The sequence below is a fragment of the Pseudomonas sp. FFPRI_1 genome, from assembly GCF_055384485.1.
This window is the reverse complement of the sequence record NZ_AP029168.1, coordinates 5,937,871-5,950,397: the sequence shown is the minus strand read 5'-3', so window position 1 is coordinate 5,950,397 and position 12,527 is coordinate 5,937,871. Positions and strand designations below refer to the sequence as shown.

Below are 12,527 nucleotides of genomic sequence, written 5' to 3'. Positions count from 1 at the left end.
GCTGGTCGGGCCCTGTCTTGCCAAGGGGCCCGACTCCTCATTCAAGGAGCCGCTCGGAACGCCGATGCGCCAAATCTGGAAATCCTTTCGAGCGCTTTATTTCGCTTCGCTGATGATGCTGATCGGCTCCGGCCTGCTCAGTACTTACCTGGCCTTGCGCCTGGCCGCCGATCATGTCGATGGCTTGTGGGTGGGGGCCTTGATGGCGGCCAACTATTTCGGCCTGGTTTTGGGGGGCAAGCTGGGGCACAGGCTGATTGCCCGGGTCGGGCATATTCGTGCCTATGCCACGTGCGCTGGGATCGTCGGCGCGGCGGTGCTCGGGCACGGGCTGGTGGACTGGTTGCCGGCCTGGCTGGTGCTGCGGATGATTGTCGGCCTGGGGATGATGTGCCAGTACATGGTCATCGAAAGCTGGCTCAACGAGCAGGCCGATGCCAATCAGCGTGGGCTGGTGTTCAGCGGCTACATGATCGCCTCCTACCTGGGGCTGGTTCTGGGGCAGTTGATTCTGGTCATGCACCCGGCCCTGGGGCTGGAGTTGCTGATGCTGGTGGCACTGTGCTTTGCCCTGTGCCTGGTACCGGTGGCCATGACTCGGCGCATTCACCCGGCGCCCTTGCATCCCGCGCCCATGGAGCCGCGGTTCTTTATCAAGCGGGTGCCGCAATCTCTGAGTACCGTGCTGGGCTCCGGATTGATCGTCGGTTCGTTCTACGGCCTGGCGCCGCTCTATGCATCGCAGCAGGGGCTGAGTACCGAGCAGGTGGGCCTGTTCATGGGGAGCTGCATCTTTGCCGGGCTGGTGGTGCAGTGGCCATTGGGCTGGCTGTCCGACCGTTACGATCGGGCGTTGCTGATCCGCTGTTTTGCATTGTTCCTGGCGGTTGCCGCGTTGCCTCTGGCGATTCTGCCTGAGGTGCCGTTGGAGGTGCTGTTTGTCCTTGGCTTCCTCTGTTCCCTGGTGCAGTTCTGCCTCTATCCACTGGCGGTGGCATTCTCCAATGACCACGTCGAAGGAGACCGGCGAGTGTCGTTGACCGCGATGCTGCTGGTGACTTACGGCGTGGGGGCGAGTATCGGCCCGTTGGCGGCGGGGGTGCTGATGAAGCTTTTCGGCAGCCAGATGCTCTATGCCTTCTTCAGCTTCTTCGCCGTGGTCCTGGTGTGGCGGATACGGCCGAAGGCGGTGACCAATCTGCACCAGGTGGACGATGCGCCGCTGCAGCACGTGGCGATGCCGGACAGCATGTCCAGCTCGCCCCTGGTGGCGGCTCTTGATCCGCGGGTGGACGAGCAGGTGGTGCAGGATCAGATGCAGACCACTCCAGGCCCAGACGCTGCGCCGGCCACGGAATCTGCGCCAGAGGGCGATCAGGTGCCGGATGAGGTGCCGCCGGAGGATCCGGCTAGCGCAGATTTCAGTGGTGCCAGGCCCTAGTGGCAAAAAAAACGGGCAGTTGCCGCAAGGCACTGCCCGTTTTCATTGGCGCCTGATGATCACATGTCGTCTTTGTCGAAGCGCCGTGCTTCACGCTGCAACTGATAGACGAAGCGCTCGACCTGGCGTTGTACCAGGCCGCTCATGTTGTGGAAGCGCACGCCGGCAAAGGTGGTGTCGATTCGTTCCTCGTGGTGCAGGTAACGCAACTCGACCGGCGCTGTCATGCTGCCGAAGGGCAGGGCGGCGATAAAGCGCTCGTAGACCTGGCCCAGTTGCAGGCGCGAGGAGATGTCGCCGTCGAAGCGCAGTTTGCAGCCGGTGGCGGAAATATCCAGCAGCTTGCCGGTCAGGGGCGACTTGAGCTTTTCACCGCCGAGTTCGATATCCACCAGCTGCGCCAGCTTCAATGCCGCGCGGAAGGCGTTGCGGCGCTGGTGGTAGACCACTTCGTCCGGCAGGGTGGTGCGGTAGCACCGGCCATTGTTGGATTCGTCGAGAGTGGGGACGCCGTTGCTTTCCCAGGCGATGCGCACGCCTTCGTGAAAGCCTTCGACGCGAAACGGTTCCCCTGCCAGCATGAAGCGCTCGCCGTCGCGAGGAATCATCTCGTCAAGGGCGATCATGTTGCTGTCGCGGTCCACTTCCACCAGGTAGCTCTGAAAACGCTGGCTGCGCTCATGGAAAGTGATGATCAGCGGGTCGTGACTCTCTTGCAGCAGCCGCAGGTTGGAGGAAATCTCCAACGCAGTGGTGAACACCTTGGGTGGCTGCGGAGCATCTTCCGCGTTTGTGGCATTGAACACGGTTCATCAGTCTCCAGACAAAATACAACTACACGCAAAAACTGGCATTTTGCCAGCATGTTTCACGGCTGGGTAGCACGCTCTCATTTTTGACGGTCAAGCCTGACTGAGTGGGCGTGGCTTCGCAAGCATCGAGGTAGAGCCGCGGGCGTCGTATAGCGCAGGAGGTTCGCCACCGTTGAGGATCTTCAACTGGTTGGCAGTGGTGGCTTGTTGAATCTGGATCGAGCGGCCATTGAGTTCGTTGGCGGCTTGGCAATCGGCGAGCAGTTGAGTCAGCGTGCTGCCTTGCTCAAGCAGTTGCTCGCCCAGGCTCGAGTGGCTGGCCAGTTGCTCGAGACCCTTGCGATTGGGTGGCAGGTCCAGGCTGGCAAGGATCTGCGTGCGCTTGCGGCCATGCTGTTCCAGCAATATGACCAGGGCTTGCTTCTGCGCCAGGATATCCTCCAGCAACGGCATGTCGCGGCCGTGCAGGGCAATGGACTCGGCCCGCAGCAGCTCCAGCAGCTGTTGCGCTGGAGCTAGGTCATCGTTGATCAGTTGCAGTAGGTTGGTGTCGTGCATGGCTGGCCTTGGGGATTAAGCGTCCAAAAGCCTGGCGCGAGCCTGGGGCTAGCGCTGGGCTTCGAAGTTGAGCAGTTTGCTGGCTATACGGTTGCTGTCGACCTTATAGCTGCCATCGGCAATGGCTTGCTTCAACTCGGCCACTCGGGCTTTGTCGACAGCAGGCTGATCGCGCAGCTTGTCAGTGATTTTCTGCAACTGTTGAGCCTCATTGCTGAGGTGAACCGATTCCCCGCTTTTGCTGGTCTCGGCGGCGCTTGCCAGCGGTGCGGACTTGTCGGCATCGCCGATATCCTTGCTGGTGCTGGTGCGCGTACTGCCTGTCAGTGAAGGGGAGCTGTTTAAACGGCTGAAGTCGATGACCATGATGAAGAAAACCTCTGGGTATTTGGACGCTTGCCATGTTTTCGGCCATACCCTGAAAAACTTTAGGCTCAATTGTCGACAAGCCAGCTCAGGTATCTGCGACCCTCTTTCGGCCACAGTTTAGGGAACGAGCGGGGGGAGCGCCAGTCATCTACATGGCGACTTCCACCTGTCCGGGCGCGGTAACTCGGGCCTTGATCACCCGCTGCGAGTTGAGGTTCTTGACTCGGATCTGCTCGCTCATGCCGCCGTTGGACAGTGCTTCGCCGGGCATCCGCACATTCAAGGTGCCACTGCGGGCCGAGATCACCACCTGATCGCCTTTGCGTACGACTTCAGCCTGCTCCAGGTGGGCCAGGGTGATGAGTTGGTCGGCGACCATTGGTCGGACAAGTTTCTGCCCAATGGCCTGGTCCACCGAGGTCAGGTAGCCCTGGTTGCTCAGGCTGATGTCCCGTTCCCGGAGTACCACGTCGTCGGGTTCGATGATGCCGGCGCGCTTGAGCGGGCGCGAAGTGGTGACCACTTCGCGAAACAGCTTGACCTGGGCCGGCACGAATACGGTCCAGGGAGAGGTGCCTTCGCAGCGTACCTTGACCGTGACCCGTCCCAGCGGTTGTGCCGGGCTTTCCAGGCTCGCTGTCAATTCCTTGTCGCACGCAGGCATGCGCATGCGAGGATCCAACTGGTTGACCTGGATTTCATAGCGACCTTCCGTTTGACTGGTTGCCAGGTAGTCTTCTACCGTGAATTCAAGAAACCCCTGAGTGACGCCGATAAGTAGATCAGGCAGGGTGACCGAATCAGCAACGGCAGGGCCGCCAGGGTTTAAAATGCACAACGCCGACAGCCCGCAGAGCAATGCGCGGTAGGGGGATGTCAGGCGTCGGAAAAATGTCGTTTTGGCGTTCATAACAGTTAAAAAGCAAGCCTCGTGCCGTTTAGCATTTAACGGGCGTCGGATCTTAAAGCTTTGGGGAGTCTGGGCATGGCTGGTGTAATGGATTCGGTAAACCAGCGCACGCAATTGGTTGGGCAGAATCGCCTGGAGCTGTTGCTGTTCCGTCTGGACGGTGGGCAGCTCTACGGGATCAACGTATTCAAGGTTCGCGAGGTGCTGCAATGCCCCAAGCTGACTTTGATGCCCAAGTCCAATCCTGTCGTGTGCGGTGTCGCGAATATTCGAGGGGCGACCATTCCGATCCTGGATCTGGCGATGGCTACGGGGGCTGGCGGGTTGCAGGATCAGAGCAATCCGTTCGTCATCATCACGGAATACAACACCAAGACCCAGGGATTCCTGGTGCGCTCGGTGGAGCGTATCGTCAACATGAACTGGGAAGAAATCCATCCGCCGCCCAAGGGCACCGGACGCGATCATTACCTGACGGCAGTGACCCGGGTCGATAACCAGTTGGTCGAGATCATCGACGTGGAGAAGATACTGGCCGAAGTCGCGCCCACCTCCGAGGCGATCTCGGTGGGCGTGGTGGATCTCGAGACCCAGCACAAGGCTGTTTCCCTGCGGGTGCTGACCGTCGACGATTCGTCGGTGGCACGCAAGCAGGTTACCCGTTGCCTGCAGACGGTGGGGGTCGAGGTCGTGGCGTTGAATGATGGCCGGCAGGCGCTGGACTATCTGCGCAAGCTGGTGGATGAGGGCAAGAAGCCGGAAGAGGAGTTCCTCATGATGATCTCCGACATCGAAATGCCCGAAATGGATGGCTACACCCTCACGGCCGAGATTCGTAACGATCCACGCATGCAAAAGCTGCATATCATCCTGCATACTTCGTTGTCAGGGGTGTTCAATCAGGCGATGGTGAAGAAGGTCGGTGCCGATGACTTCCTTGCCAAGTTCCGTCCTGATGACCTGGCATCCCGGGTAGTCGACCGGATCAAAGCAGCAGACCATAGCTGAGGGCATCAGCCCCTGGCGAACATAGATTTAAGAGGCGGCAGCATTGTCTACGGGTAATTTGGATTTTGAACAGTTCCGGGTCTTCCTGGAAAAAGCCTGTGGTATTTTGCTCGGGGAAAACAAGCAGTATCTCGTCTCGAGCCGTCTCAACAAACTGATGGAGCAGCAAGGCATAAAGTCCTTGGGTGAGCTGGTTCAGCGTATTCAGACCCAGCCACGCAGCGGTTTGCGCGAGATGGTCGTGGATGCGATGACGACCAACGAAACCTTGTGGTTTCGTGACACCTATCCGTTCGAGGTGTTGAAGAACAAGGTGCTTCCCGAAGCCATCAAGGCCAATCCCAACCAGCGTTTGCGGATCTGGTCGGCGGCCTGCTCCTCGGGGCAGGAGCCTTACTCGTTGTCGATGTCCATCGATGAGTTCGAGCGCAGCAACATGGGCCAGTTGAAGATGGGCGTGCAGATCGTTGCCACTGATCTGTCCGGGACCATGCTCAACAATTGCAAGACTGGCGAATATGACAGTCTGGCGATTGGCCGTGGCTTGTCGGCCGAGCGTCTGCAGCGCTATTTCGATCCCAAGGGGCCGGGGCGCTGGGTGGTCAAGGCGCCGATCAAGAGCCGGGTGGAGTTTCGCTCGTTCAATCTGTTGGACAGCTACGCCAGCCTGGGCAAGTTCGACATCGTGTTCTGCCGCAATGTGCTGATCTACTTCTCGGCCGAGGTCAAGAAGGACATCCTGATGCGTATCCACAGCACCTTGAAGCCAGGTGGTTACCTGTTCCTGGGAGCTTCCGAAGCGCTCAATGGCTTGCCGGATCACTATCAGATGGTGCAGTGCAGTCCTGGGATCATTTACCAGGCGAAGTAACTGTCACTTGCCGCAATGCAAAAGGAGGCCTTCGGGCCTCCTTTTTTGTGCGCGACATTTCATCCTGGGCAAGTGGAAGGCGGCAGGGTGATTGCCGCTTTGCCGGCGTTTTGCGGAAATCCATTGCCGCTTTTCTGGCATTGCCGCCGGGCAGACCGTCAATAACCCCTTGATTTATGGGCTTTGGTGACTTGGCACGAGGCTTGCTATATCCAGATTACGAAAAATCAGGTCACCCGAAGGTTTCCGACATGAGCATCAGCTTCGATAAAGCGCTCGGCATCCACGAGCAGGCTCTTGGCTTTCGCGCCAAGCGTGCCGAAGTATTGGCCAACAACATCGCCAACGCCGATACCCCGAACTACAAGGCTCGGGACCTGGACTTCTCTGCCGTGCTCGCCGAGCAGAACGACAAGGCCAAGAACGGCTCCTTCGCGTTGAACATGACCAATAGCCGGCATATCGAAGCACAGGGCTTGAGCAGTGGCGATGAGTCGCTGCTGTATCGCACGCCGATGCAACCCTCGATTGACCAGAACACCGTGGACGCGCAGCTCGAGCAATCAAGCTATGCGCAGAACTCGGTGGACTTCCAGGCCAGCTTCACGCTGCTCAACAGCAAATTCAAAGGGCTGGTTTCAGCCCTGCGCGGAGAGTAATCCATGTCCCTTGCCAGTGTTTTCAATATTGCCGGTAGTGGCATGAGTGCTCAGACCACCCGCCTGAACACCGTCGCCAGTAACATTGCCAACGCCGAGAGCGTGTCGTCGAGCATCGACCAGACCTATCGCGCTCGTCACCCGGTGTTCGCCACCATGTTCCAGGGCGCGCAGAGCGGTGGCAGCGATTCGCTGTTCCAGAACCAGGATGCTGCCGGTCAAGGCGTGCAGGTGCTGGGTGTGGTCGAGGATCAGAGCAACCTCGAAGCCCGTTACGAGCCTAACCATCCGGCCGCTGACGCCAAGGGGTATGTCTACTACCCCAACGTCAACGTGGTGGAAGAGATGGCGGACATGATTTCTGCCAGCCGTTCATTTCAGACCAATGCTGAAATGATGAACACCGCCAAAACCATGATGCAGAAAGTCCTGACCCTCGGTCAGTGATAAGGGGCGAATCCAATGAGCGTTACTGATACCACCAACGCCCCATCCCTCAAGGATATTCTGGCGAACTCGTCGAAAAAGACGAGCAACACCAGTCCCGACGGCTTGGCGGCGGCGACCAACAGCGCTACCGGCAAGCAGGCCCTGGGCAAGGACGCGTTCCTCAAGCTGCTGGTGACCCAGCTGAACAACCAGAACCCGCTCGATCCTCAGGACAACAGTGCATTCGTTGCCCAGTTGGCGCAGTTCTCCACGCTGGAGGGGATCACCACCCTCAACACGTCGGTGAACTCGATCACGGGCAACTACAAATCGTCCCAGGCCCTGCAGGCTTCGTCCCTGGTCGGTCGTTCGGTAATCGTCCAGACCGGTACCACCCAGGTGGACACGAGCAAGAGCATGAACGGTTCGGTCAGCGTTCCGTCCAGCGTGAGCTCGGTCAAGGTGACGATCACCGACAAGGATGGCAACACCATCAAGACCATCGACATGGGCAGCCAGAAGGCCGGCAATGCCAGCTTTGTCTGGGATGGCACCAAGACCGACGGGACCAAGGCCGATCCGGGCAACTACACCTTCAAGGCCAGCACCAGCATCGATGGCAAGGGCACTGACCTGATCACCTATCTGCCGGCGACGGTCAACAGCGTCACCATCAGTCAGACCGGGGGCGAGTTGATGTTGAACCTGGCTGGCCTGAGCAGCCCGATTGCCCTGTCCAAAGTACAAACTATTGGTATCTAGAGCCGACTAACCGGCACAAGGAGTGGAATATGTCTTTCAATATCGGCCTTAGCGGTCTCTATGCTGCCAACAAACAGCTCGACGTTACCGGCAACAACATTGCCAACGTTGCGACCACTGGCTTCAAGTCTTCCCGTGCGGAATTCGCCGACGTGTACTCCGCTACCAAGCTGGGCAGCGGCACCCAGGTGGTGGGTAACGGCGTGCGCCTGGCCAACGTTTCCCAGCAGTTCACCAACGGTGAAATCAACAACACGGGCAACGTGCTGGACATGGGTATCCAGGGGCAGGGTTTCTTCGTGTTGAGCACCAATGGCTCGCTGACCTACACCCGTGCCGGTACCTTCAAGACCGACAAGGAAGGCTACATCACCAACAGCGATGGCACTGCGCGCCTGCAAGGCTATGCCGTGGACGCCAACGGCAAGATCATCAACGGTGTGCTGACCGACCTGCGGATCGATACTTCGAACCTGGCGCCCAAGCCTACCGACTCGATCTCGTCGACCATCAACCTGGACTCCAACGCTGATGTGATCAATGTGGCTTCGACCTCGCCTGCGTACGTGTTCAACCCGAACGATAACACCACCTACACCAAGCAGTTCAGCACCCCGGTCTATGACAGCCAAGGCAACAAGCACGTCATGGACCAGTACATGATCAAGTCGGGCCCCAACACCTGGCAGACCTACACCCTGATCGAGGGTCGTAATCCGGATGGCACGGCGTTCAGCATGAGCAACCAGGCCCCGATTACCATGACCTTCGACTCCTCGGGCAAGCTGAAGACTCTGGCTGCGCCAACTCCACCTGCCACCAGCCAGTTCACGGTCAGCGGTAACAGCATTGTCATGTCGGCCGCTGCCTGGACTCCGGGCTCCGTCGTCAACGGCGTCTTTACTCCAAACGGTGCCAAAGGCGCGGCGAACGGTGTCAGCATCGACATGACCAAGACCGGTTCGGTATTCGGCGACAGCAACCGTTCGGTGATCGCGCAGAACGGCTACTCCACTGGCCAGATCAGCAGCCTGACCATCGACGGTACCGGCGTCATGCTGGCCAACTTCAGCAACGAGCAGACCAAGCCGATCGGTCAGATCTCCCTGGCCAGCTTCACCAACGAGCAAGGCCTGCAGCCGGTAGGCGGCACCAGCTGGAAAGAAACCTACGCTTCCGGTATCCCGGGTTATGACGCGCCGAAGACCGGCACGCTGGGGGCGATTGCTTCCAACTCCCTGGAAGAGTCCAACGTCAACCTGACCAACGAGCTGGTGAACCTGATCAAGGCCCAGAGCAACTATCAGGCGAACGCCAAGACCATCTCCACCCAGAGCACCATCATGCAGACCATCATTCAGATGACCTGATGCGGGATCGCTCAAAGGCTGTGCAGAAAGCCCCTCGATGAGGGGCTTTTTCATGGGCGGTCAGAAAGTGCCGCCCAAGCGACTGTCGTACTGCCGGGTGGAAGTGGGAGAGGCGTAGGGGATTGGCAAGCCGCTGCATTTGCAGGAGGCGGCCTGGATCGGGCTGGTGGTGTTGCAAGGCGTGGATGGCCGTATCTCAAGGGCTTGGTATGACGGGATAGAGGCGGGGCAGAAGTGCTTGGCGGCGGCAGCCAGGCAAAAGAAAACCCCCGGCAGATTGCGCTTGCGCGAAACCTGGCGGGGGTTGCAGTCAGCACGGATGTGCTGACCGGCTCAGCTTATTGGCAAGCTTCGCAATCCGGCTCGTCGATGGCACAAGCCTTGGGTACTGGGGCTGGACCTGCAGGAGCTGCCAGGACCGAGTCGTCACCGTGGTTGCCGCCGCTGGAAACCGCGTTCAGCTTGCCGGTGTTGATGGTCGACTTCTCGGTGCTGGTGGCGGCCAGGGCACGGAGGTAGTAAGTGGTTTTCAGGCCGCGGTACCAAGCCATGCGGTAGGTCACGTCGAGCTTCTTGCCCGAGGCGCCGGCGATGTAAAGGTTCAGTGACTGAGCCTGGTCGATCCACTTCTGGCGACGGCTGGCGGCGTCAACGATCCACTTGGTGTCCACTTCGAATGCAGTCGCGTAGAGCTCTTTGAGTTCTTGTGGGATGCGCTCGATCTGCTGCACGGAACCGTCGTAGTACTTCAGGTCGTTGATCATGACCGAGTCCCACAGGCCGCGAGCCTTCAGATCGCGAACCAGGTACGGGTTGATCACGGTGAACTCGCCCGACAGGTTCGATTTCACATACAGGTTCTGATAGGTCGGTTCGATCGACTGCGATACGCCGGTGATGTTGGCGATGGTGGCGGTCGGTGCGATGGCCATGATGTTGGAGTTGCGAATGCCTTTCTGCACGCGGGCACGTACCGGCGCCCAGTCCAGGGATTCTTTCAGGTCAACGTCGATGTACTTCTGGCCACGGGCTTCGATCAGGATCTGTTGCGAATCCAGTGGCAGGATGCCCTTGGACCACAGCGAGCCCTGGAAGGTCTCGTAGGCGCCGCGCTCGTCGGCCAGGTCGCAGGAGGCCTGGATCGCGTAGTAGCTGACCGCTTCCATGGACTTGTCGGCGAACTCGACGGCAGCATCGGAACCGTAGGCGATGTGCTGCAGGTACAGAGCGTCCTGGAAGCCCATGATGCCCAGGCCAACCGGACGGTGCTTGAAGTTAGAGTTCTGCGCTTGTGGCACCGAGTAGTAGTTGATGTCGATCACGTTGTCGAGCATGCGCACGGCGGTGTTCACGGTGCGTTGCAGCTTGGCGGTGTCCAGCTTGCCGTCGACGATGTGGTTCGGCAGGTTGATCGAGCCCAGGTTGCAAACGGCGATCTCGTCCTTGTTGGTGTTCAAGGTGATCTCGGTGCACAGGTTCGAGCTGTGGACTACGCCCACGTGCTGCTGCGGGCTGCGCAGGTTGCACGGGTCCTTGAAGGTCAGCCATGGGTGGCCGGTTTCGAACAGCATGGACAGCATCTTGCGCCACAGGTCTTTGGCCTGGATGGTCTTGAACAGCTTGACCTTGCCTGGGTACTCGGTGAGGGCTTCGTAGTACTCGTAGCGCTCTTCGAAGGCCTTGCCGGTCAGGTCGTGCAGGTCCGGTACTTCGGATGGCGAGAACAGGGTCCACTTGCCGTCATCGAAGACACGCTTCATGAACAGGTCGGGGATCCAGTTGGCGGTGTTCATGTCGTGGGTACGACGACGATCATCACCAGTGTTCTTGCGCAGCTCGATGAACTCTTCAATGTCCATGTGCCAGGTTTCCAGGTAGGCACATACAGCGCCTTTGCGCTTGCCACCCTGGTTCACGGCTACGGCGGTGTCGTTCACCACTTTGAGGAAGGGCACGACGCCCTGGGACTTGCCGTTGGTGCCCTTGATGTACGAACCCAGGGCGCGTACTGGGGTCCAGTCGTTGCCCAGGCCACCAGCGAATTTGGACAGCATGGCGTTGTCGTGGATCGCGTGGTAGATGCCCGACAGGTCGTCCGGCACGGTGGTCAGGTAGCAGCTCGACAGCTGCGGACGCAGGGTGCCGGCGTTGAACAGTGTCGGGGTCGAGGCCATGTAGTCGAAGGACGACAACAGGTTGTAGAACTCGATGGCACGGTCTTCGCGTTGCTTCTCTTCGATCGCCAGGCCCATGGCCACGCGCATGAAGAAGATCTGTGGCAGTTCGAAACGCACGCCATCCTTGTGGATGAAGTAGCGGTCGTACAGGGTTTGCAGGCCCAGGTAGGTGAACTGCTGGTCGCGCTCGTGGTTGATCGCCTTGCCGAGTTTCTCCAGGTCGAATTCAGCCAGCACCGGGTTCAGCAATTCGTACTCGATACCCTTGGCGACGTAGGCCGGCAATGCCTTGGCGTACAGCTCGGCCATCTCGTGGTGAGTGGCGCTCTCGGCGACTTCGAGGAAACCCAGGCCTTCGGCACGCAGGGTGTCCATCAGCAGGCGGGCGGTGACGAACGAGTAGTTCGGCTCGCGCTCAACCAGGGTGCGGGCGGTCATCACCAGGGCGGTGTTGACGTCTTTCAGCGCTACGCCGTCATAGAGGTTCTTCAGGGTCTCGCGCTGGATCAGGTCGCCGTCGACCTCTTCCAGGCCTTCACAGGCTTCGCTGACGATGGTGTTCAGGCGGCCCATGTCCAGGGGCGCGAAGCTGCCATCGAGGCGGGTGATGCGGATCGACGGGTGAGCTTGCACCGGCTCGTCGCTGGTGGTGCGGGTGGCGCGTTCTTTGGCGCGCGAGTCGCGGTAGATCACGTAGTCGCGAGCGACTTTCTGCTCGCCGGCACGCATCAGGGCCAGTTCGACCTGGTCCTGGATTTCTTCGATATGGATGGTGCCGCCCGAAGGCATGCGACGCTTGAAGGTTGCGGTGACCTGTTCGGTCAGGCGCGCCACGGTGTCGTGGATGCGCGACGAGGCGGCGGCGGTGCCGCCTTCAACTGCGAGGAACGCTTTGGTGATTGCGACAGTGATCTTGTCATCGGTGTAGGCAACGACAGTGCCGTTACGCTTGATCACGCGCAATTGGCCCGGTGCGGTGGCAGACAGATCCTGATTGGAATCGGCGGCCTGCGGCGCATTGGCCTGCGAGTTCTCGCGAGTTGTGTCGGTTTGCATGGGTGTCTCCACGTTCTCTATGTTTGTTTGGGCACCTTTTGGGTGCCCACCGTTCCGTCCTGAAGCACTACAACCGGCCAGGGCCGGGCATAACGACTTCGGGAC

Annotated in this window: 12 protein-coding genes; 7 read left to right on the top strand and 5 right to left on the bottom strand. The window is 59.5% G+C overall.

Annotated elements, in window-relative coordinates; genetic code table 11:
• Window positions 1–64 precede the first annotated feature (64 nt).
• Window positions 65–1,441 carry an MFS transporter gene (locus tag ACZ5BO_RS26420; RefSeq protein WP_464696971.1) on the top strand — a complete coding sequence of 459 codons (1,377 nt, stop codon included), beginning with the start codon at window positions 65–67 and terminating at the stop codon, window positions 1,439–1,441.
• 59 nt (window positions 1,442–1,500) lie between these two features.
• Here the strand turns inward: ACZ5BO_RS26420 and ACZ5BO_RS26415 are convergent, their stop codons facing one another.
• The 4 genes from ACZ5BO_RS26415 to flgA all read right to left on the bottom strand — a co-directional run bounded on the left by ACZ5BO_RS26415 (window position 1,501) and on the right by flgA (window position 4,090).
• A complete protein-coding gene (locus ACZ5BO_RS26415; RefSeq protein ID WP_025126967.1) occupies window positions 1,501–2,247 on the bottom strand; it encodes a flagellar brake protein in 747 nt (248 codons plus the stop codon).
• 96 nt (window positions 2,248–2,343) lie between these two features.
• Window positions 2,344–2,811 (bottom strand): flagella synthesis protein FlgN, encoded by a 468-nt coding sequence (locus tag ACZ5BO_RS26410; protein WP_025126968.1) that lies wholly within the window; start codon window positions 2,809–2,811, stop codon window positions 2,344–2,346.
• Window positions 2,812–2,859: 48 nt separating this feature from the next.
• The gene (gene flgM, locus ACZ5BO_RS26405; protein ID WP_464696970.1) at window positions 2,860–3,177 is read right to left on the bottom strand and encodes a flagellar biosynthesis anti-sigma factor FlgM; all 318 of its coding nucleotides are present in this window, start codon (window positions 3,175–3,177) and stop codon (window positions 2,860–2,862) included.
• 151 nt (window positions 3,178–3,328) lie between these two features.
• On the bottom strand, window positions 3,329–4,090 hold the full coding sequence (flgA, locus tag ACZ5BO_RS26400) for a flagellar basal body P-ring formation chaperone FlgA (RefSeq protein ID WP_025126970.1): 762 nt from the start codon (window positions 4,088–4,090) through the stop codon (window positions 3,329–3,331).
• 75 nt (window positions 4,091–4,165) lie between these two features.
• Here flgA and ACZ5BO_RS26395 point away from each other — a divergent pair, with 75 nt between their 5' ends.
• From ACZ5BO_RS26395 to flgE, 6 genes are all read left to right on the top strand, one after another.
• Window positions 4,166–5,098, top strand: coding sequence for a chemotaxis protein CheV (locus tag ACZ5BO_RS26395; RefSeq protein WP_464696969.1), 933 nt, complete (start codon window positions 4,166–4,168; stop codon window positions 5,096–5,098).
• A 43-nt stretch (window positions 5,099–5,141) separates the two neighbouring features.
• A complete protein-coding gene (gene cheR / locus ACZ5BO_RS26390) occupies window positions 5,142–5,969 on the top strand; it encodes a protein-glutamate O-methyltransferase CheR (RefSeq protein ID WP_025126972.1) in 828 nt (275 codons plus the stop codon).
• Window positions 5,970–6,220: 251 nt separating this feature from the next.
• Window positions 6,221–6,628 (top strand): flagellar basal body rod protein FlgB, encoded by a 408-nt coding sequence (gene flgB / locus ACZ5BO_RS26385; protein ID WP_025126973.1) that lies wholly within the window; start codon window positions 6,221–6,223, stop codon window positions 6,626–6,628.
• A 3-nt stretch (window positions 6,629–6,631) separates the two neighbouring features.
• On the top strand, window positions 6,632–7,075 hold the full coding sequence (flgC, locus tag ACZ5BO_RS26380; RefSeq protein ID WP_011062742.1) for a flagellar basal body rod protein FlgC: 444 nt from the start codon (window positions 6,632–6,634) through the stop codon (window positions 7,073–7,075).
• Between the two features lie 15 nt (window positions 7,076–7,090).
• Window positions 7,091–7,819 carry a flagellar hook assembly protein FlgD gene (flgD, locus tag ACZ5BO_RS26375; RefSeq protein ID WP_025126974.1) on the top strand — a complete coding sequence of 243 codons (729 nt, stop codon included), beginning with the start codon at window positions 7,091–7,093 and terminating at the stop codon, window positions 7,817–7,819.
• A gap of 29 nt (window positions 7,820–7,848) precedes the next feature.
• Window positions 7,849–9,189: a flagellar hook protein FlgE gene (gene flgE, locus ACZ5BO_RS26370; protein WP_025126975.1), complete on the top strand. Its 1,341-nt coding sequence runs from the start codon at window positions 7,849–7,851 to the stop codon at window positions 9,187–9,189.
• Window positions 9,190–9,527: 338 nt separating this feature from the next.
• Here flgE and ACZ5BO_RS26365 read toward each other — a convergent pair whose 3' ends face one another.
• Complete coding sequence (locus ACZ5BO_RS26365) at window positions 9,528–12,422, bottom strand: ribonucleoside-diphosphate reductase subunit alpha (protein WP_025126976.1); 2,895 nt, start codon at window positions 12,420–12,422, stop codon at window positions 9,528–9,530.
• Window positions 12,423–12,527 lie beyond the last annotated feature (105 nt).

Bases quoted from the DNA above. Each gene is read 5' to 3' on its own strand.
- ACZ5BO_RS26420 (WP_464696971.1), top strand. From the start codon at position 65: ATGCGCCAAATCTGGAAATCCTTTCGAGCGCTTTATTTCGCTTCGCTG.
- ACZ5BO_RS26410 (WP_025126968.1), bottom strand. From the start codon at position 2,811: ATGCACGACACCAACCTACTGCAACTGATCAACGATGACCTAGCTCCA.
- flgM (WP_464696970.1), bottom strand. From the start codon at position 3,177: ATGGTCATCGACTTCAGCCGTTTAAACAGCTCCCCTTCACTGACAGGC.
- flgA (WP_025126970.1), bottom strand. From the start codon at position 4,090: ATGAACGCCAAAACGACATTTTTCCGACGCCTGACATCCCCCTACCGC.
- ACZ5BO_RS26395 (WP_464696969.1), top strand. From the start codon at position 4,166: ATGGCTGGTGTAATGGATTCGGTAAACCAGCGCACGCAATTGGTTGGG.
- flgB (WP_025126973.1), top strand. From the start codon at position 6,221: ATGAGCATCAGCTTCGATAAAGCGCTCGGCATCCACGAGCAGGCTCTT.
- flgC (WP_011062742.1), top strand. From the start codon at position 6,632: ATGTCCCTTGCCAGTGTTTTCAATATTGCCGGTAGTGGCATGAGTGCT.
- flgD (WP_025126974.1), top strand. From the start codon at position 7,091: ATGAGCGTTACTGATACCACCAACGCCCCATCCCTCAAGGATATTCTG.
- flgE (WP_025126975.1), top strand. From the start codon at position 7,849: ATGTCTTTCAATATCGGCCTTAGCGGTCTCTATGCTGCCAACAAACAG.
- ACZ5BO_RS26365 (WP_025126976.1), bottom strand. From the start codon at position 12,422: ATGCAAACCGACACAACTCGCGAGAACTCGCAGGCCAATGCGCCGCAG.